This window comes from Citrobacter sp. HN-141 (assembly GCF_033341895.1).
Lineage (GTDB): Bacteria > Pseudomonadota > Gammaproteobacteria > Enterobacterales > Enterobacteriaceae > Citrobacter.
In genome coordinates, this window is sequence record NZ_JAWPBF010000021.1 from 56,473 (window position 1) to 73,354 (window position 16,882).

Annotated in this window: 23 protein-coding genes and 1 pseudogene; 6 read left to right on the plus strand and 18 right to left on the minus strand. The window is 47.1% G+C overall.

Translation table 11 applies throughout. The annotated features are described in order from the left end of the window. Positions 1 to 151 precede the first annotated feature (151 nt). On the minus strand, positions 152 to 1,522 hold the full coding sequence (locus tag RYZ59_RS21170; RefSeq protein ID WP_016155590.1) for a tyrosine phenol-lyase: 1,371 nt from the start codon (positions 1,520 to 1,522) through the stop codon (positions 152 to 154). Positions 1,523 to 2,300: 778 nt separating this feature from the next. Here RYZ59_RS21170 and symE point away from each other — a divergent pair. Then, positions 2,301 to 2,663: an endoribonuclease SymE gene (gene symE / locus RYZ59_RS21175; RefSeq protein ID WP_318050470.1), complete on the plus strand. Its 363-nt coding sequence runs from the start codon at positions 2,301 to 2,303 to the stop codon at positions 2,661 to 2,663. A gap of 57 nt (positions 2,664 to 2,720) precedes the next feature. Here symE and RYZ59_RS21180 read toward each other — a convergent pair whose 3' ends face one another. Genes RYZ59_RS21180 through RYZ59_RS21190 form a run of 3 tightly spaced genes read right to left on the minus strand, consistent with a single transcriptional unit; the run spans position 2,721 to position 4,007 of the window. Further along, positions 2,721 to 3,206 carry an Hcp family type VI secretion system effector gene (locus tag RYZ59_RS21180; RefSeq protein WP_094760967.1) on the minus strand — a complete coding sequence of 162 codons (486 nt, stop codon included), beginning with the start codon at positions 3,204 to 3,206 and terminating at the stop codon, positions 2,721 to 2,723. Positions 3,207 to 3,225: 19 nt separating this feature from the next. Next, positions 3,226 to 3,558, minus strand: a complete 333-nt coding sequence (locus RYZ59_RS21185; RefSeq protein WP_094760968.1) for a DUF1493 family protein — start codon at positions 3,556 to 3,558, stop codon at positions 3,226 to 3,228. Next, positions 3,552 to 4,007, minus strand: a complete 456-nt coding sequence (locus RYZ59_RS21190; protein ID WP_094760969.1) for an STM2901 family protein — start codon at positions 4,005 to 4,007, stop codon at positions 3,552 to 3,554. Before RYZ59_RS21190 ends, RYZ59_RS21185 begins: the two co-directional genes overlap by 7 nt. Positions 4,008 to 4,228: 221 nt before the next feature. Between RYZ59_RS21190 and RYZ59_RS21195 the strand changes: the two genes are divergently transcribed. Both RYZ59_RS21195 and RYZ59_RS21200 read left to right on the plus strand, forming a co-directional pair. Then, positions 4,229 to 4,576, plus strand: coding sequence for a hypothetical protein (locus tag RYZ59_RS21195; protein ID WP_318050465.1), 348 nt, complete (start codon positions 4,229 to 4,231; stop codon positions 4,574 to 4,576). Between the two features lie 2 nt (positions 4,577 to 4,578). Beyond that, positions 4,579 to 5,058: an Hcp family type VI secretion system effector gene (locus RYZ59_RS21200; protein ID WP_318050463.1), complete on the plus strand. Its 480-nt coding sequence runs from the start codon at positions 4,579 to 4,581 to the stop codon at positions 5,056 to 5,058. A 44-nt stretch (positions 5,059 to 5,102) separates the two neighbouring features. Here RYZ59_RS21200 and RYZ59_RS21205 read toward each other — a convergent pair whose 3' ends face one another. Together RYZ59_RS21205 and RYZ59_RS21210 are read right to left on the minus strand one after the other, a co-directional pair. Then, on the minus strand, positions 5,103 to 5,327 hold the full coding sequence (locus RYZ59_RS21205; RefSeq protein ID WP_318050461.1) for a DUF1493 family protein: 225 nt from the start codon (positions 5,325 to 5,327) through the stop codon (positions 5,103 to 5,105). Beyond that, complete coding sequence (locus tag RYZ59_RS21210; RefSeq protein ID WP_271449427.1) at positions 5,324 to 5,650, minus strand: DUF1493 family protein; 327 nt, start codon at positions 5,648 to 5,650, stop codon at positions 5,324 to 5,326. Before RYZ59_RS21210 ends, RYZ59_RS21205 begins: the two co-directional genes overlap by 4 nt. A gap of 251 nt (positions 5,651 to 5,901) precedes the next feature. Here RYZ59_RS21210 and RYZ59_RS21215 point away from each other — a divergent pair, with 251 nt between their 5' ends. Continuing rightward, positions 5,902 to 6,774: a phosphorothioated DNA-binding restriction endonuclease gene (locus RYZ59_RS21215; RefSeq protein WP_318050458.1), complete on the plus strand. Its 873-nt coding sequence runs from the start codon at positions 5,902 to 5,904 to the stop codon at positions 6,772 to 6,774. A 180-nt stretch (positions 6,775 to 6,954) separates the two neighbouring features. Here RYZ59_RS21215 and RYZ59_RS21220 read toward each other — a convergent pair whose 3' ends face one another. From RYZ59_RS21220 to RYZ59_RS21275, 12 genes are all read right to left on the minus strand, one after another. Beyond that, entirely contained in the window at positions 6,955 to 7,962 is a 1,008-nt protein-coding gene (locus RYZ59_RS21220) for a restriction endonuclease (RefSeq protein ID WP_047041139.1), read from the minus strand. A gap of 250 nt (positions 7,963 to 8,212) precedes the next feature. Beyond that, positions 8,213 to 8,554: a TA system toxin CbtA family protein gene (locus tag RYZ59_RS21225; protein ID WP_318050453.1), complete on the minus strand. Its 342-nt coding sequence runs from the start codon at positions 8,552 to 8,554 to the stop codon at positions 8,213 to 8,215. Positions 8,555 to 8,574: 20 nt separating this feature from the next. Next, positions 8,575 to 8,916: a type IV toxin-antitoxin system YeeU family antitoxin gene (locus RYZ59_RS21230; RefSeq protein WP_318050451.1), complete on the minus strand. Its 342-nt coding sequence runs from the start codon at positions 8,914 to 8,916 to the stop codon at positions 8,575 to 8,577. A gap of 10 nt (positions 8,917 to 8,926) precedes the next feature. Continuing rightward, positions 8,927 to 9,469 (minus strand): RadC family protein, encoded by a 543-nt coding sequence (gene radC / locus RYZ59_RS21235; RefSeq protein ID WP_017880113.1) that lies wholly within the window; start codon positions 9,467 to 9,469, stop codon positions 8,927 to 8,929. A gap of 12 nt (positions 9,470 to 9,481) precedes the next feature. Then, complete coding sequence (locus RYZ59_RS21240; RefSeq protein ID WP_318050447.1) at positions 9,482 to 9,922, minus strand: antirestriction protein; 441 nt, start codon at positions 9,920 to 9,922, stop codon at positions 9,482 to 9,484. Positions 9,923 to 9,952: 30 nt separating this feature from the next. Further along, positions 9,953 to 10,774 carry a DUF932 domain-containing protein gene (locus RYZ59_RS21245; RefSeq protein ID WP_318050445.1) on the minus strand — a complete coding sequence of 274 codons (822 nt, stop codon included), beginning with the start codon at positions 10,772 to 10,774 and terminating at the stop codon, positions 9,953 to 9,955. 98 nt (positions 10,775 to 10,872) lie between these two features. Then, the gene (locus RYZ59_RS21250; protein ID WP_318050443.1) at positions 10,873 to 11,103 is read right to left on the minus strand and encodes a DUF905 domain-containing protein; all 231 of its coding nucleotides are present in this window, start codon (positions 11,101 to 11,103) and stop codon (positions 10,873 to 10,875) included. A 71-nt stretch (positions 11,104 to 11,174) separates the two neighbouring features. Continuing rightward, positions 11,175 to 11,624 (minus strand): IrmA family protein, encoded by a 450-nt coding sequence (locus RYZ59_RS21255; RefSeq protein ID WP_318050441.1) that lies wholly within the window; start codon positions 11,622 to 11,624, stop codon positions 11,175 to 11,177. Continuing rightward, a complete protein-coding gene (locus tag RYZ59_RS21260) occupies positions 11,621 to 12,073 on the minus strand; it encodes a YfjS/YafY family lipoprotein (RefSeq protein ID WP_163374931.1) in 453 nt (150 codons plus the stop codon). The genes RYZ59_RS21255 and RYZ59_RS21260 overlap by 4 nt, the downstream gene beginning before the upstream one ends. 14 nt (positions 12,074 to 12,087) lie before the next feature. After that, complete coding sequence (locus RYZ59_RS21265; protein WP_318050541.1) at positions 12,088 to 12,657, minus strand: hypothetical protein; 570 nt, start codon at positions 12,655 to 12,657, stop codon at positions 12,088 to 12,090. Continuing rightward, on the minus strand, positions 12,657 to 13,361 hold the full coding sequence (locus tag RYZ59_RS21270; protein ID WP_318050438.1) for a helix-turn-helix transcriptional regulator: 705 nt from the start codon (positions 13,359 to 13,361) through the stop codon (positions 12,657 to 12,659). The genes RYZ59_RS21265 and RYZ59_RS21270 overlap by 1 nt, the downstream gene beginning before the upstream one ends. A gap of 200 nt (positions 13,362 to 13,561) precedes the next feature. After that, a complete protein-coding gene (locus tag RYZ59_RS21275; RefSeq protein ID WP_318050436.1) occupies positions 13,562 to 14,437 on the minus strand; it encodes a GTPase family protein in 876 nt (291 codons plus the stop codon). Positions 14,438 to 14,718: 281 nt separating this feature from the next. On the opposite strand from RYZ59_RS21275, the gene RYZ59_RS21280 reads away from it, so the two are divergent. Together RYZ59_RS21280 and RYZ59_RS21285 are read left to right on the plus strand one after the other, a co-directional pair. Next, positions 14,719 to 16,248, plus strand: coding sequence for a DUF4041 domain-containing protein (locus tag RYZ59_RS21280; protein ID WP_318050434.1), 1,530 nt, complete (start codon positions 14,719 to 14,721; stop codon positions 16,246 to 16,248). A gap of 381 nt (positions 16,249 to 16,629) precedes the next feature. Then, a pseudogene (locus RYZ59_RS21285) lies at positions 16,630 to 16,882 on the plus strand (IS110 family transposase); the annotation flags it as partial.

Below are 16,882 nucleotides of genomic sequence, written 5' to 3' on the forward strand. Positions count from 1 at the left end.
GTCATTTGTACATCATGCGGATAATAAAAATGTCGGAGTCAGGGTTTACTTTTTTTTAGTTATGTCACGGTAACGGGCACCGCAAAGGCTTCCTGTTCATGGAAAAATAATACAAAAAAGCCCCATCATGTGATGGGGCCATAACTATTTTTTAGATGTAATCAAAGCGTGCAGTAAAGAAACGCAGCTGCTTAGGCTCGTAAATAAACTTCAGCCCGCGAATATCTTCTTTGTGCTGGTAAAGTTTAATAATACCGTCAGCCACGACATCCATATGTGCGTAGGTATAAACACGACGTGGAATAGTCAGACGCACAGTTTCCAGTTTCGGTCTGTGGTGTTCACCGGTCACGTTATTACGGCCCGCAGAGATAATTCCGCGTTCCATACTGCGTACGCCGGTTTCCACATAGATGCTGGCAGCCAGACTTTGTGCCGGGAACTCGTCCTGCGTCAGGTGCTCGCAGAAGCGACGCGCATCGAGGAATACCGCGTGACCGCCCACCGGTTCAACAATCGGTACGCCAGCGGCTTTCAGCTTATCGCCCAGGTAGCGAACCTGCTTCACGCGGTGCTCGATGTACTCATACTGCATGGCTTCACGCAGGCCAATCGCCATGGCTTCCATGTCGCGTCCGGCCAGACCGCCGTAAGATGGCATCCCTTCGTACACCACGACTAACTCTTTGGCAGAAGAGAACATTTCGTCATCGTTCATGCACAGGAAACCGCCGATGTTCACCAGACAGTCTTTTTTACCACTCATGGTACAACCGTCGGCGTAGCTGAACATCTCATGCACGATCTCGGCGATGCTCTTGTTCTCAAAGCCCTGCTCTTGCTCTTTGATAAAGTAGGCGTTTTCCACGCAGCGGGTAGCGTCGTAGAACACTTTAATACCGTGTGCTGCCGTCAGTTCACGCACCGCACGCATGTTCGCCATGGAGACCGGCTGGCCGCCCGCGAGGTTAACCGTCACCGCCAGGCAGATATACGCAATATTCTCTGCGCCTTTTTCATCAATCAGCTTTTGTAATTTTTTAAGATCGATATCACCTTTAAACGCAATATTCAGACCGGCATCGTGCGCTTCGTCACGAACGATATCGACAAACACCGCACCATTTTTTTCCTGGTGATAACGGGTAGTAGTGAAATACATATTACCAGCAACATATTGCCCTGGTTTAATAGCCAGTTGTGATAATAAGTTTTCTGCGCCGCGGCCCTGGTGAGTCGGAACAATATGTTTAAAGCCGAACAGTTCCTGCACGGTTCTTTCCAGATGATAGAAGTTTTCGCTGCCCGCGTACGCTTCATCACCCATCATCATTCCGGCCCACTGCTTGTCGCTCATTGCGTTGGTGCCACTGTCGGTCAGCAGGTCAATATAAATATCTTTCGAATTTAACAGGAAAGTATTGTAACCCGCTTCTTGCATTTTCTTAAGGCGCTCATCACGCGGGATCATAGATACAGTTTCAACGCTTTTAATACGGAAGGGTTCTGCCGGATAATTCATTTTGTTTCTCCAGTAACAGTGGTCATGTACGTATTAATGTGAAGTAAAGCATACCTGGTTCATCAATAAAGTCTGATGAAATATAACTATTCGCCTCCTGAGCCAGGGGGAGAAATAATGTGGAGGCACTATGCAAGATTTGATTGATTATGGAAATAGCCCGGTCAACATTAATCACTGGCAATAATTTAAAAAGCTGTAAATGTGAGTGATGCAAATCACACGCCTTTTTTTTACCCGTTAATATTCAACAAGTTTTTTTTTGCGTTTCGATTTGCCATTCATCGTAGTGTGTCTGCGGAGAGTGGAAATACTGAAAACTTAACTTTCCAGGCTGTGCTCGTAATGTATTGCTGAATGAGTACACCTCATTTTGTGAGAGTCGGATCACTTCACGGAGTGATATTTGTGATTTACATCACTAAAAGTGTAAAGCAAAGTGTACAAAACGGTGTTGTTTCAGAGTTTGCTATTTGCTTCAGTGATTCAGATCGCATTTTTTGCCCGATGCCGACAGGCGTTGTTTTCTGGAACGCGGGAATATTTGGGCGTGTAAAAGGTGATGAATTTATATGGTGAATAATACGGAATTATTGGGATGAGGGCGTTTTCTATTTATTCCAAAAGCGTGCTAATCGCGCTTATTTCATTGTATTTACATCTGGACTTCACCCGAGGTACTGGCGTAATTTACAGGGGTTTTATTAGCGCGATGCGAAGGTGCTACCAACACCCCCGCATCGCTGATCACAGTCACTATTTACAAGGAATAGTCACCATGACTGATACGCATTGTATTGCAGTTTCGTTTGATCCAGAAGTGCACGCCGCAGATAACCGTCGCCTGAAGGTGGGATATGCGAGCCGTTATCCCGATTACAGCCGTCTGCCGGTGAAGTACGTCCAGTTTCCGTCCATCGTGATGAAGGGGATGTGGCTGAAAGCCGCCGGATTCGACACCGGCACCCGCGTCGATGTGCGCGTAATGCAAGGCTGCATCGTGCTCACCGCCCAAACGCCCCAGCCCGAAGAGTCAGAACTGATGCAATCGCTGCGCAAAGTAGAAAAGCTCTCCGCACGCAAGCAAAAGCAGGTGCTGGAGTTTATCGCGGTGATTGCGGGGAAAGGGTCGAAGGGGTAACGGTCTTGCTAAAGGCGCCTGTGGGCGCCTTTTTAGAGTGGCTGCAACATCATTCAATTATGCCGTGGCGCGTTCGTTCCAGGAATCATGTGCTAAAAGATTACCGTCTTTATAGAGATGAGTGATCTTCTCGTAATTCATTGCAACTTCTTCCATATGACCCGTACCCGGACAACCTCTCGTGTCATGCATAACCGGACTGACTGAAATGACCTTTACGTTTTCCAGCGTGATCCGATAATACTCCACCTCCTGCCCTGCATCATTGATATGGTAGAAACGAAAGTCAGCAGTTTTAAACGTCTGGCCCGTTGCTGTCGCCTTGAAAAGATAGGGAGACGAACTATCAAGTTCTTTGGTGAATTGGAATGGCGAATGCTGACGGGTGCCAGTAACCTTGCCGGTCATTGGATCTGTCGGGATGTTTAAATTATGGTACAAACCCCGTAGTTCAATGCTTCCCTCACGAGCAGCAACATCAGAAGAACCGCGGATAACTGCACCGCCATCATCAGTCAAAAATAAGTGTACTGGTACAGCCATTTTTTGCACTCCTTACCACTTAGTCGTATAACCATTTCCCGGCTTTTGCCGATGCAATCAACATCCCGATAGTGAAATCAGGCACAGGAACAGGTCGTAACTTCTTGAAGGGATTCCATGAGAAAGGCTCATCAGGATAGTAAGTTTCAATCTTAAAATTCCCTCTGGCGACCTGAAATTCTTCAAAAAACTCATCCATTAGCTCTTCTGCTTCACTAACATCAAACTGCATGTCAGTGTCAAAATCACTGTCAATCGTTAGCAAGCTTTGCTTCTTTTCATTATTGAATAAATAAACACCGTTGTAGCGTCTTACCAGTGCAAAAACACGTTGCTCAATATCATCTACCATAACTTATCATTACCCCGCGCTATACGATTGTAATCGCGTATTGAGCAGTAAGTGATTATCGAAACATCAGCGAATAAAATCACCTCCCCTATTAGGGGAATCGTCCGACCTACAAATGTACTTATTTTCGTAACCATTCGTCGTTTTGCCGTCCAGGGAGTATAGCCGCCAACCCAGGTTGGTAATTTTATGCCAAAAGGAAATTTGGCAGTTTTAAAATACCTCCGCATTGCTTTAGATATCCGGGATGTACCTTCCTTTGCCCCTTTAGGCTTGGCTCTCGTTTTCTGATTGTTAACGCCGCTGTAAAGTGCAACCATTGCTAACACATCAACCCCAAAGTGATCTGCTGTGGTTTCGCAGAAAATCATGAAAAACAATTCAGACGCGGTAAGGTTAGAGCGACCGGCATAAAAGTATGTTCCGTTGAGTTCCTCTACTGTATCCATCAGTCCCCCTTCTTCCCTCAATGATTTGCTTGCTTATCGTACTCCAGGGGAATCACGAAGAATAAAGATGACTACCGTATAAAGTCTATTTTCAGATAAAATAAATATCATGCCATTAGTAGTAATGTACCAGGCAGACATAATGTAGTGATTGAGTGCTATATCTGGTAAGAAAAACATTCATAACAATAATGTAAATAAAACTACCGAGGCATAGTGATATGAGTAAGTTTACTATTCCGATAATAAATATAATTCTTAGCGGTTATGTAGTTACCTTATGTTTAATTTGCTTGTTCGAATTCGATTCATGGCAAGATAAAACCCTTGCCGTTATTATCATCGTAGGGAGTATTTATATTATCGCTTCTATCGTAAACAGGTTTTTACCCACGAAAATGCGTCTATTGGGTGGGGTACTTGACCTATTATCCGGACCATTGCTGATCGCAGGAATCCTCGCCTGTTTCTCTTTTCTTGACCCCTGGCCCATAAAAATTATTGGAACGTTCATTTGGATTATCATCATGCTTTATTTCCCTTCCCATATAAATATAGATAAGGGCTAATCATGTCAAACCCAGCCTATCTGTGGTTAACCGATGCAAATGGCTCCCCTGTAATGGGAAACTCACAAGTCGCTGGACGCATTGGTGCTATTGAACTGAAAGCAATCACCCATCACCTGTCTGTCCCTGTAGATGGAAATACAGGTAGACTAACAGGAACTCGTGTGCACGTGCCGATTACAATACAGAAAGAGTTTGATAAAACAACGCCCCTTTTATATAAGGCGTTAAGTGAAAACCAGACATTAAAATCAGCCACAATAAAAATGTATCAAATTCTGGAGGTTGGTATTGAAAGTGAATATTTTAATATCATTTTAGAAAATGTAAAAGTGACAGGCATCACACCAAACTTATTCCCAGGTTCGGGAACAGGAACCCAGAATAAAACTATTCAGTTAAGATATGAAGCTATTACCTGGAAGCACTGTGATGGGAATATCATTTATAAAGATGACTGGAATCACAGAGTAATTTCGTGACTGTCATTGAGTATCTCACCAGCACAGAAAGCATGTGCTGGTGATTAAAGCATATATTCCGTGGACAAGCGAAGCAATCCCTCTTTAATAAACAGCGAGATCAACCTAAAAATTTTTAGTAAACTGATATTGCCATTATTCTCAGGATAGTAAGATTCAATCTTAAAATTCCCTCTGGCTACCTGAAAATCTTTAAAAAACGCATCCATTAGCGCTTGTACTTCACCAACATCTAATTGCGTCAGTGTCCTCTGTAAGCATACAGTCAATCATATAACCAGCGACCTGCTCTGGCTGATTCTGCAAACATACGTACAGTAAGCGGTTTTGACACTTGCCTGATGGATTTTTTGGTAAACCACTTTCGATAGACCGATTCTCTTTCCCACGGGTAATAGGCCTCAAAATCAATGGCTGAAACATCAACGTTATATTTCTCTCCAATATCTTCAATGGCATACGGTAATTCATCCCATTCAGCGTAACCTTGCAGCGGCGTATCAAGTTCAATTGGGACAGGCTTGAAAGTAAACGTTACCGCGAGAGATAACTCCCCCCGAAAAAACTCCAACACCTCGCTATCCGTCACCATAAGCGATCATCCGATATGCAAAAATTTCCCTGTTCATCGTACTCCTGAGTATCCAGACGGGTAACAGTCGTGGGATATTAGTTTTTCAGAAAAGATAAAAGTGAAGTCGTTGATGTCAGACAACGTGCAACGCATAGTGCTTTATCAAATTGATACCAATAAGTGACGTCGATAGCGCATCTACCCACCTTTTCTTGATCAGGTGATATTTTGCGAGCATCATCGCAATTATTTACCTGATAATGAAATCAATGACGTCCAGTAAAACCCTGCAACAGGCAATTGCCGATATCACCATCTGGCGTAAAGGCGAGCAGCGCGCACCGCACAAGCCCCTACTGCTGCTTCATGTACTGGCGGGTTATCAGCAGGGTCACGGTCGCCTGTTTGACTACGGTACGGAAGTTCGCGACCCGTTGCATAGCCTGCTGGAGCGATTTGGACCACAGCGCGCGCAGTACCGCCCGGATATGCCCTTCTGGCGCTTACAGGGAGATGGGTTCTGGGAGCTACAAAACGCCGAGCATTGTTCAACGTCCGGCAGCAGCAAACAGCCCCCTGCCGGAGAACTGGTGACGCATAACGTTGCCGGAGGCTTTGATGAACAACATTTTGCCCTGCTGAAAAAGAGCAACAACCTCATTAACGCCCTGGCCCAGCAAATCCTCGCGGCGCATTTCACCGAAAGCATTCAGGAAGAGATCGCGGATGAACTGGGATTTGATATCCTGCAAATCCGCAAACAGCGGGACCCGTTGTTCCGCCAGCAGGTTCTGCGTGCCTATAACTATGAATGCGCCATTTGTGGCTTCAATATGCGCCACGACAGCACTTCGGTTGCCCTGGAAGCCGCCCATATCAAATGGAAACAGCACGGCGGTCCGTGCGAGATTTCAAACGGCCTGGCGCTGTGTGCAATCCACCATAAAGCATTTGATAAAAGTTCGATTGGGCTGGATGAGAGTATGCGAGTTCAAGTGTCGCCCGCAGTGAATGGCAGCGGTATGGTGGGCAGACTGTTCTGGGATTTCGACGGGAAGGAGATTGCTCTACCGATGATGCGCGAGAATTATCCAAAAGAAGGGTTTGTGGAGTGGCACAGGAAGGAGGTGTTTAGAGGGTGAGTGCGAAGGCCGGACTCGAATTTCACACCCAATAGACTGATATCAATGTAGTTTATAAGCAGGAATAATTATTTATACCCACACTTGTACCCACAAGTTAAAATCCGTATAAAAAATAGACATCGCGAGTGGGTATAAAGCCATACCAGTAGAACACCGATATGGCTATCAAAGCAAGATTCAGGCAGGCAGGAAAGTTTTCTTCAGAGGCACCAAGAGTTTGGTCTCGATATCGACTTGTTCGTAGTTCTCAATAAGAGCACGGACGAGATCATCAAGCGTCCAAAGCGTCAGAGGTATCGTCGAACGATCGGCCTCATAGCGAGCATCTTTTGTAAAACCACCGGTACTGACATAAAGACCGCGATCGTCTTTATGGCGACCGCCAATAAAGCTGCGAATCTGCTGACTCCCCATTTGCTCCCTACGATGTTTTACCTCAACGACGATACGTGGATTCTCAAATCCAAATCCATCAGGTGATGCGATGATATCCTTCCCACGATCTGGACCCACAGGAGACACCTGTGTTTTATATCCCATGCTGCGTAAAACTCCTGCAACCAGATACTCCATCTCCTTCGGATCGAGCCCATTAACTCGATCTTTAATACCTTCACGCGCCAACGACTCCACATCGCGAAGCGGATCAGAAACGACCTCATCTTCATCTGTCGCTGTTAGATTATGAGTAATAGCGTCTACAGTGGGTTTCTTATCCTGCAAAAGCTCTTCTAGAGCATATTCTGGAAGCTGGAAAACCGTCAGCGTGGAACCCAATGTGTTTTTGGTAGCAACAGACAGTCTATCGCGGTCTATTTCTTGAGTATTCCATTTAACCTGCCGAGCGATACCCATCCCCTCTTCCACCCATTCAGGATGATACTGGAAGTCTGAAGTAACTTTGCCTAGCAAATAAGTACGGTTGGCTGGCGAATAGGTAATAACCCAATCACCCTTTTGGATCTCATTCACAAAACGCCAGACCTGCGATGCGCCAGAACGGGCTGTTCCGAGCTTTGTTAAGGGATCAGCCTCCTGGTATAAGGCGAGTAACTGGGCTCGGGATAGGCCGGGTTTGACTAATGGAGCCAGCTGAGACCAACCGATGCCTACAATTTGCTTATCGCGAAAATCGTCATAGAGCTTGCCGCCGTCACCGCGGATCATCCACATTCTGTTGCCCATACCAGCCCCTTCATGAGGAAAAGAAATTATGCTGGATCATAAGCTTGTTCGTAGTATGCGTCAAAACCATCAACAACGACGGCCCAGCATTCCCGGATTGTGCTTGCGATAATGTGCCCAGTTAAAATTACAGCTTCAATTTGCATGATATTTCGTCCATATAAGTAAAAGCACCAACCAGCATCGGCAGATGCTTTTTGGAATGAGTAAATTAAATAAGTAAGGAAAGCTGCAGTGTGAATCAGGAAGGCTATTCCCAATGTTCACCGTGCCGCGCTTTCAATAAACCTGTTGCCTGTCGCGCCCGCAGAATATCGACTGCCCGCAGATATGGGGACTGTTCTTGCCAGTCGAATCCCCTGCGATCAATACGAACCAGCCCGTACTTTTCCACCAGAAAATTAACGGCATCGGCCAAAGATATACCGGCATCGATATGTTCCTGAATTACCGTTTCATCACTGAATGGCGTGTCGTTGAGTGTCAGGCCATAATGTTGTTCCAGCAGGCGTGCAAGCAGCATTTGCCAGACTGCCACGGGTGACAGACATAGCGTCGCCGCCTGCGGATTTGTTGCAGGTAGAGTTTTCATATTTGCTCTTGTGAAAGTAGTTAACGATGAGTGAGGTAAACGGCGATGTATACGTAGCCGCAACTGCCAAGGGTATCGGCTTCGCAGGTGAAACCATTGTGGTACAGGGTGACACAGTGGGCATGGCGAGGATTCATTTCACCAGTAGTCAGCATCGATTCCATCTGGCAGATAAAATGCGGGAATGCCGCATCCAGCTTAAGACATTCTGCTTCGCTGAACTTACCGGTGATACTAGCCCGGTCAGCCAGATAGTGCAGCCGGTTTCCCTCCTGTACCAGACGAGCACCAAAGCAAGGTGTCATATTACAATTCAGTCCCCATTTTAGAAATGAATCGTTCTCTGAGTCAGTAGATTTCATTGAAGTACCCTCATATCCAGCCTCGCTCTGCAAACGACACAATTCCATCTGAACCGATAACCAGATGATCGAGTGTGTTCACATCAACCAGTGCCAGCGCTTCTTTAAGCCTGCCCGTAATGTTGCGGTCACATTGGCTGGGCTCCGGATCACCGGATGGATGGTTATGCGCCAACACAACGGCCGCAGCATTGAAACGAAGCGCTGATTTCACTACCTCACGGGGATGGACCTGCACATGGTTAATCGAACCGGCAAATAGCGTTTCACTCTCCAGTAAACGATGCTGGTTATCGAGATAGAGCACCATAAACACTTCCCGTTCTTGTCCTGCCAGCTGTAACCGAAGCCAGTCACGGGCAGCAGTACTTGAGGTAAAGGATATACCGGGCTGGCGCAGATATTTATCCAGCAGATTGGTAGCGCGTCGGATGGTCCGTTGAGCATAGGGTGTTAATCCGGATGTCGCGGTAAGCAGGTAATCATGTTGAGCCATAACCGCCAGCGGAAAAAGTTCAGGCTGTGATGATACCGGGGATAATGCGATATTCATGTCAGGCATTCCTTAGTCGATAAGATGCATAATGGCGCTGCATTCCGGATGGTTTAGCGCGTAGTCGCGTAAGCGATAATAGTGTCCAGTCATAGCGTCACACTCGGTGCGGCAGGCGTGGTGGCTGTAAGCCATCAGGCAGACTGCTATACCGGCAGCCTCTCCGCTCATCTCCGCATCGTTGCCATTCATCGGGTTGAACAACGTCCATTTCTCACCGTCAGGCTCCGGAGCCATAAATGCGCCGCTATTGCTGAGTGTGTAAAAGCTCCAGACGCCGCCGCTGTAATCAGCGCACAGGCGATCCATCCAGCCGAAGATTTGGGGCTCAAGGGTTATCCATTGTGGTATGGAGCCAAAGTGCTGCGGCCAGAAGCCGATGCGTAGCTCGTCAGGGACCACCGAGGCAGTAATTGCTGCCTGCTCAGCGAACTCAAAGTTTTGTGTATTCATTAAACTATCTCCTTATGCCGGAGCGGTTGTTTAACGCCCGAAAAACTCGAGCATGTTTTCTGCCATAACCCACAAGGCGCGATTGAGCTTCACATCGCCGTCAATGCCGGTAACAGCACGGGTGCGGCTGCTTTTCCCCTGAGCGGTTCGCCCTGACAAACCTCCTTTCATCAGGTTCTCCTGCACGCGCTGGTATACGGTCCACAGGTCATCGCTGTAGTCCTCCCGGCGACGTGGAGTCAGCAACTGCGATACCGTGACCGGCTGGTGGTCCTCACCAAATCGATACTTCAGTGCAGCATTCGCCAGTGCGTGACGGGCGGGTACAGGTAGCGCCAGAGACTGCATTGCATCGCGTTTCTCATCCACCCGGTCAAAGACCCCGAGCACTTCGTAAGCCCCTTCAATCACCTTCTCGACAACATTCCCTTTATGCGGTACCCGCACTTCTCCGAATGACTGGCCGCAGACCAGGCCGTTGGTACAGACGCCACGAAACAGGCCCGGCAGCATCTGGTAGCTTGATGAGCCGTCATGGCTGTTAAGTAGAATGATTTCCGGCACCTGATGTCCGGTCAGTTGACCGGCACGACGCAGGCGAAGCATGTGTTTGGTGTGCTCCCGCTTGCTCAAGTCACGGACCTTCGTCTGGCAGGCAAAGAACGGCTCAAAGCCTTCATGCTGCAGGCTTTCGAGGATGGTGATGGTAGGGATGTAGGTATAACGGTCTGAACGAGATTCATGCTTGTCGCTCCCAAACACACTGGGGACATGGCTCATCAGCTCTTCGTGGGTCAGAGGCCGGTCACGGCGTATCTGGTTTATACGGCCAAAGCGGCTGGCTAATCGCATAGGTAGCTCCATATGCAGTGGTTAAAAATACAAAAGGCCACACTTCCCGAAGGCAGTGTGGCCTGACTTTGTTTATAACGGTGATGCGCTGGTGATGATTATTCAGGGAATTTGCGGATGCCATAACGAGCGATATATCTGTTCAGCCAGTAACCGGCATCCTGCTCAAAGTTCCAGGCTCGCCATACCATGCAACCCTCATGACAAATAACCAGACGGAAATGTGTACCCTGGTCATCCTCTATAGCAACATTGGAATATTGAGACGAAACCGCCTCTGCTTGCTGGCGCGTAAACGGTCCATCAGGCAATTCAGTGAGTTCAGCCATATAGTCTCCTTAAAACAAAAAGCCCCTGAGTCATAAGCGACAGGGGCTGAATCAAACGGATAACGAATCGGCTAAGATGCCTTACCACCGACAACCGTGACTTGTAACGGTCGGTAGTACTGCGGGTCGAAAACGGACAGTGGCAGGTCAATCTGGTAACCATTACGCTCTTCTGTTGCCTTCATGATTTCGACGGAGCTGACGTTTTCCACGCATTCGTTCTCCAGCGAGGCTTCCTGAGAGCGGGTGGCATCGCTGTCGCCAAATGTAGCCACCGTCATATTACCCATCGCCAGCGTGTTCCCCCCTTTATCTTTCAGACGCAGGGAGAGTGTCAGAGGCCCGAACCCTTCGCCACTTCCACCGTTGTCCAGGCGAAACTGCCAGACGCAGAAATTACCTGGCACCCAGACCATGTCTGTGTTGCGGATACTAATGTAACGCTGTTCTTCGGCCTGAGCCGGTGACAATAGACAGAGGCTCAGAGCGAAAGCTGAGATAACGCCTTTCAGCTTCATCATGGATTTTTCTCCTGATTCACCGGCAGATAAAGTTTCCCCATTTCCTTACCATCGTGTGAATACACCACCGATTTCTCACCCGTGTAGCTGTCGGTTTCAATCCTGAAGCTCAGGGTGATATTGTCCGCAAGGCACAGGGCTGCCATTAGTGGCTGCACCGTTTTCTGCTGTATGTCAGCAATGTAGTAATAATTGCCTGACTCACAGCCTTCCGGCGACTGGCGGGTTTTCATCACTGTGTATTGCGGTGTACCGAAGGCATCCTTCTTTACCCATTCCTGGGCAATATCGGATTTATGCGACACAACCTTGCTGAACGGTGGCGGAGTCAGGTCCTTAAACCTGGCTATCGTTTTCACGCCCGCATCTTCCTTACTGTCGCAGCCAGAGACTCCCATGGCACCGATAACTGTCAGAACGGGAAGCAGAGGTGGATACAATTTCTTCATGGTGCAGATTCCTTTCAGCAGTTGCCGGTGCGTCGGCACAGCTCTGCCAGACTCTGTTGGGCTACCCACTGCTGCAGTTTATGCTCTGAGGCAGAACGCTTCGCCGCCAGGGCTGCCTGCTGCTGTTTGTTGACACAGTTTTCCGGGAATGCAGCAAGTACCTGGTTGCTGTGAGGTTCGTCAGCCAGCTCCAGCTGATACTGGGTGTCGATGATAGTGAAGTAACACCCCTTCCCCTGGTCTTCGCCCTGATAGACCGATGTCAGGTCGGAGTAATAACCGCTGGCAGGTTTCAGATTCAGCTTGCGCACGGTATGCGTTTTTTTATCGGCGAGAAAATAAGCTCCACCTCCCCGCTGACGCAGCAGAAATTGTTTAGTCCAGGGGTAATTGCCAATGACACTGGCCTGGTAGAGCGTATTGTTCAGCGTGTCATTGTCCATGCCATCGGCTGATTTCCAGCCATCCGCCTGCATGTACTGCCAGAATTTGACGGTACCCACGACAGTTTCGGCAGACGCCGGAAAAGCAGCACCAGCGCATAGACTGACGGCCAGTGCCGTTGTAGTCAGTAATTTCTTCATCATGATTCCTTATGAGGTAAAAGACCGTCGCCGGTTCTGGCGAGCAGTGAGTGAAAAACGTGAAAATGGGGAAGGGCTCTGAGTAATTCCGGTTCGGCGAGAACGTTACGAATCTGAAGGTCGGGCACGAACAGTTCCGGGTGCAAGGTAACCGCATGGATATCGCTCAGCGGAAACACTGCCACGCGATGATGATGCTCTCCAGTCAGATACCAGTGCCCGCCGCAGAGTACGAGGCGGTATGGTGCAAGCCCTGAGCAACGACAACCTTCAGCCAGCAGAGTCACGCGACGATGCTCTGATATGGCCCTGACAAGGTGTGTAAATATGCCTGGCCTGGGTGGTGGCAATGACTCCGACTCTGCCCATATGAGGCACGGAGACTCACCGGGCCCACTCAGTAATGAGCTGACCATGTGGTTATCCATGTCAGGAAACAAGGCCTCCACACCTGACTGGCGAGCAAAAGTCAGCACAGCCAGTTCGCGCTGATGACTACCCGAAAGCAGACGACAGGTACCGTCACGGTATTCCAGGTCCAGATACATCAGTCGCTCACGAAAGTCCCGACGGAGGGTACGGATCGACACCCCAAACTCTGCGGCAAGAAGGTCCATATCCAGCGTTTCGCCAGCAATCAGGCGGCTGATAATGAGGGACAGCCGAATCGCCAGCCTCTCATGGCGACGCTCAGTCTGGGACATTAGACATTCTCCATCCTGTTAACAGACTGAAAATTAAGTGATTAGTTTAACGAAGGGGCCGGACAGGGTATGGACATAGGAAGGTGTATTTTTTCAGTGCGAGGATTGCAGCTGGAATGCGACCTTGCACGTGAACAGTGGATTAACCGCTCATTAATTGAGCAAAGAAAGGACAGGGAATGTCCGTCATAAGCGGTTTGTCAGAAGAAAATCCAGTCCCATACAGCACGAGCAACAGTCACCACCGCTTCCCGCACGGTTCGAATCACAGCCCTTACAGGCGCTGGCAGAAAAGATGATGACTCCACAGTGCCAATCATTTCATCCACTGCATTACCAAAGCGCTCACGTGCCTGCTTTTTTACCGGCTCGGTGCAGAGCCTTCCATGCAGTTGTGTCGTCAATGGGCTGGTGGCGCGGTCAGGCAGGCAGCGCATCATCGTCTCTACCATCGCATCCAGCCCCCAACCAGTTCGGGCCGATACAACACAGACTGGATGGTGCGGCAGAAAGATCTGTTGTACAGCGCTCCGCTTGGCCTCAATTGTCGACTGCTGGCTATGAGAGGGGGTATTGCTGGTGGTATTCCACTGATGGCAGGGTTCGGCCTTGTCGGCCTGATTCACTACAAATATGACCCTATGCTGGTAGGCAAATATAATCTTTCGATAAAAATGCTCATCCACCGACAGAGCGCGATCATCGGCTTTGATAACCCAGAGTACCAAATCCACTTCGGGAAGGATGTGACGATAGAGGGCGGCGTATTCTTTGTCTCTTTGATCGCTTTCACCCACCCCTGGCAAATCAATAATCATTAGGCTGTGATCGCCATTGCGGAGCCGAAAGCGCAGAACATCACGGGTGCAAGAGTCAACATTACTGACAGGTGTTACCTCTCCCTGAAAGAGAGCATTACAGAGTGACGACTTACCAGCCCCTGTTTTGCCCAAAATACCTATCACAGGTTCGTACTGCGTCAGGCTACGAAGACGTTCAAGGATGAGGTTGCGAAGCGTATATGGCAGTAAAGCCAGCGGTTGCTCAAAGGCCTTAAGGCCGTCCAACTTTTGCATACGAAGATCTCAGCGTGAAAAATAACAAGCCCCGCAATCCTGAAAAGATGCGGGAGATTCACGAAGATAATATCTGTCTGAAATTATTTGGAATTTTGATTAACACGTAATTGACCTTGTGCAGTATAGGACTGAACGATGTCCGTTTAGTGCCAAGAGCGGAAGTTGCCTGCTCGTTGTACTTCGTATTTTCAGGATAGAAAACATGAACATATCACCATGATAATCATGGCAACATTTGGTACTATTTCCTTACTTTTACAAGGGAAGAGGATTTTTAAATGGTCCTGGGACTAGCAATAGCGGTAGGTGTTCTTGCTGTTTTATTCGTGGTTATGATTGCGATACATATTTTATTGAAGAAAAAGCATGCAATCGTTCTTTTACGTTATAGCAAGATTGTTGATCTTGAAGAAGAAGCACGAAAAATGAAAAAGACTATGGATGATGAAGAAAAGTCCAGTCGCAATGCTATTGATAAAGAAGTGAAAGATAAGCGTACTGAAATAGATAGTGAAGTGAATGAAAAACGCCAAGCGATAGATAAAGAGGTTAAAGATAAAGATGCAGATATACAGAGGCGTGAAAAAATAGCGAGAGAGCTCATTGCGTCTCAGGAGCAAGAGCTAACCGACTTAAAAAAATCTTATAATGAAAAGCGCCAACTCTTGTTGGAACTCTCTGCAAAATTAGCAGAAGTAAGTGATTCTGTTGATATGATTGATTATGGTATATATAAACCGCGTTTCGACTATCATGATTCCAAAGCTTTCCAGGAAGTCATTAGTTACAATAAAGAAAGGCAGAAAAGTCTAATTCGACAAGATGCTGCTTGTGACTTTAATACTAGTTGGGAGGTGAACGGTAGTAAGTCGGAAGGTAAAAAAATGATCAAGCGCTATGTGAAATTGCTCGTAAGAGCATTCAATAGCGAGTGTGATGCTGCGATAGGAAAAATTAAGGTAGGCAATGTTGAGCAACTTAAAAAACGCATTGAAAGCGCTTTTGATGCACTCAATAAATTTGGGCAATCAATGAATATAAGTATCACTTATGATTATCTGAATTTGCGGCTGGAAGAGTTACTGCTTTGCCACGAAAAAGAACTTAAAATTCAGGATGAGAAAGAAATCCTTAGAGAAGAACGTGAATTGCAACGAGAGGAAGAGAAAGCACAGCGTGAATACGAGAAAGCTATTCGCGATGAACAAAAGGCAGAGAAAGACTTCCAGAAGGCAATGGAAAGAGCCAGAAAAGAGCTTGAAAAGGCAAATGCTGAAGAAAAATCCCGTATTGAAGCCAAAATTGCTGATCTCGAACTCCAGGTAGAAGAGGCAAGAGCTTTGTCTGAGCGCGCAAAATCTCAGGCGCAGTTAACTCGAAGCGGTCATGTCTATGTGATTTCTAATATTGGAGCGTTTGGAGAGAATGTCTATAAAATTGGTTTAACCAGACGACTTGAACCTGAAGATCGTGTTAATGAACTGGGATCTGCATCAGTGCCTTTTAAATTTGATATTCACGCCTTGATTTACTCAGATGATGCTCCAGCACTTGAAACTAGCTTGCACAATGAATTTTCCGCACACCGGATAAACATGGTAAATAATCGCAAGGAATTCTTTAAAATTAATTTATCAGATATTGAAAACAAGGTTAAATCACTTGGTTTTGATGCGTCATTTACGGAGTATGCACTTGCTCCTGAATATCGTAGTACGCTCTCTATTTTGAATTCAAAAGACAAAGAAAAATCAATTGCAGATGCAGTAGAGCATAAAGTTGAAGAGTTGTTCCCCGAAATGGCTTAAAGGAGTTTTAATTTCATATTAAAGGCTAGATAAACTCGTCGAAGTGAGTTTGTCTAGGTAGTTTAGTTTATGCAATTATAGCATTTCTATAATAATTAAGATTAAACATGAATTTTTCAGGCTATTATCGAAAAAGCTGCTGCACCACGCTCACGTGATTGCTTCTTTTGAATGTAAGCATCCAGCTTAACCAAATCATTCGCTTATCAAGAATTTCTAGAGAACGGTTCAGGTAGGATATAAGGCTAATGTCCGCTCCTCGCTCAAAACTACCTGTCATGCCTGCTTAAAAAACAGGCTTAACGTAGGATGTTTAATGAGATGGTCACTCCCTCCTTCCCAGTACTATGCTGAGGACAGGCTTTCATTCGGAGAACCATCATGGAAAACATTGCGCTTATTGGTATCGATCTGGGTAAGAACTCTTTCCATATTCATTGTCAGGATCATCGTGGGAAGGCCGTTTACCGTAAAAAATTCACCCGACCAAAGCTAATCGAATTTCTGGCGACATGCCCGGCAACAACCATCGCGATGGAAGCCTGTGGCGGTTCTCACTTTATGGCACGCAAGCTGGAAGAGTTAGGGCATTTTCCAAAGCTGATATCACCGCAATTTGTCCGCCCATTCGTTA

Excerpts from the sequence above, each read along its gene's own strand:
- RYZ59_RS21245 (WP_318050445.1), bottom strand. The coding sequence starts at position 10,774 with ATGCGATTAGCCAGCCGCTTTGGCCGTATAAACCAGATACGCCGTGAC.
- RYZ59_RS21215 (WP_318050458.1), top strand. The coding sequence starts at position 5,902 with ATGACGTCCAGTAAAACCCTGCAACAGGCAATTGCCGATATCACCATC.
- RYZ59_RS21185 (WP_094760968.1), bottom strand. The coding sequence starts at position 3,558 with ATGGTAGATGATATTGAGCAACGTGTTTTTGCACTGGTAAGACGCTAC.
- RYZ59_RS21220 (WP_047041139.1), bottom strand. The coding sequence starts at position 7,962 with ATGGGCAACAGAATGTGGATGATCCGCGGTGACGGCGGCAAGCTCTAT.
- symE (WP_318050470.1), top strand. The coding sequence starts at position 2,301 with ATGACTGATACGCATTGTATTGCAGTTTCGTTTGATCCAGAAGTGCAC.
- radC (WP_017880113.1), bottom strand. The coding sequence starts at position 9,469 with ATGAATATCGCATTATCCCCGGTATCATCACAGCCTGAACTTTTTCCG.
- RYZ59_RS21240 (WP_318050447.1), bottom strand. The coding sequence starts at position 9,922 with ATGAATACACAAAACTTTGAGTTCGCTGAGCAGGCAGCAATTACTGCC.
- RYZ59_RS21180 (WP_094760967.1), bottom strand. The coding sequence starts at position 3,206 with ATGGCTGTACCAGTACACTTATTTTTGACTGATGATGGCGGTGCAGTT.
- RYZ59_RS21225 (WP_318050453.1), bottom strand. The coding sequence starts at position 8,554 with ATGAAAACTCTACCTGCAACAAATCCGCAGGCGGCGACGCTATGTCTG.
- RYZ59_RS21280 (WP_318050434.1), top strand. The coding sequence starts at position 14,719 with ATGGTCCTGGGACTAGCAATAGCGGTAGGTGTTCTTGCTGTTTTATTC.
- RYZ59_RS21250 (WP_318050443.1), bottom strand. The coding sequence starts at position 11,103 with ATGGCTGAACTCACTGAATTGCCTGATGGACCGTTTACGCGCCAGCAA.
- RYZ59_RS21265 (WP_318050541.1), bottom strand. The coding sequence starts at position 12,657 with ATGAAGAAATTACTGACTACAACGGCACTGGCCGTCAGTCTATGCGCT.
- RYZ59_RS21270 (WP_318050438.1), bottom strand. The coding sequence starts at position 13,361 with ATGTCCCAGACTGAGCGTCGCCATGAGAGGCTGGCGATTCGGCTGTCC.
- RYZ59_RS21275 (WP_318050436.1), bottom strand. The coding sequence starts at position 14,437 with ATGCAAAAGTTGGACGGCCTTAAGGCCTTTGAGCAACCGCTGGCTTTA.
- RYZ59_RS21260 (WP_163374931.1), bottom strand. The coding sequence starts at position 12,073 with ATGAAGAAATTGTATCCACCTCTGCTTCCCGTTCTGACAGTTATCGGT.
- RYZ59_RS21200 (WP_318050463.1), top strand. The coding sequence starts at position 4,579 with ATGTCAAACCCAGCCTATCTGTGGTTAACCGATGCAAATGGCTCCCCT.
- RYZ59_RS21230 (WP_318050451.1), bottom strand. The coding sequence starts at position 8,916 with ATGAAATCTACTGACTCAGAGAACGATTCATTTCTAAAATGGGGACTG.
- RYZ59_RS21195 (WP_318050465.1), top strand. The coding sequence starts at position 4,229 with ATGAGTAAGTTTACTATTCCGATAATAAATATAATTCTTAGCGGTTAT.
- RYZ59_RS21255 (WP_318050441.1), bottom strand. The coding sequence starts at position 11,624 with ATGATGAAGCTGAAAGGCGTTATCTCAGCTTTCGCTCTGAGCCTCTGT.
- RYZ59_RS21210 (WP_271449427.1), bottom strand. The coding sequence starts at position 5,650 with ATGGTGACGGATAGCGAGGTGTTGGAGTTTTTTCGGGGGGAGTTATCT.
- RYZ59_RS21190 (WP_094760969.1), bottom strand. The coding sequence starts at position 4,007 with ATGGATACAGTAGAGGAACTCAACGGAACATACTTTTATGCCGGTCGC.
- RYZ59_RS21170 (WP_016155590.1), bottom strand. The coding sequence starts at position 1,522 with ATGAATTATCCGGCAGAACCCTTCCGTATTAAAAGCGTTGAAACTGTA.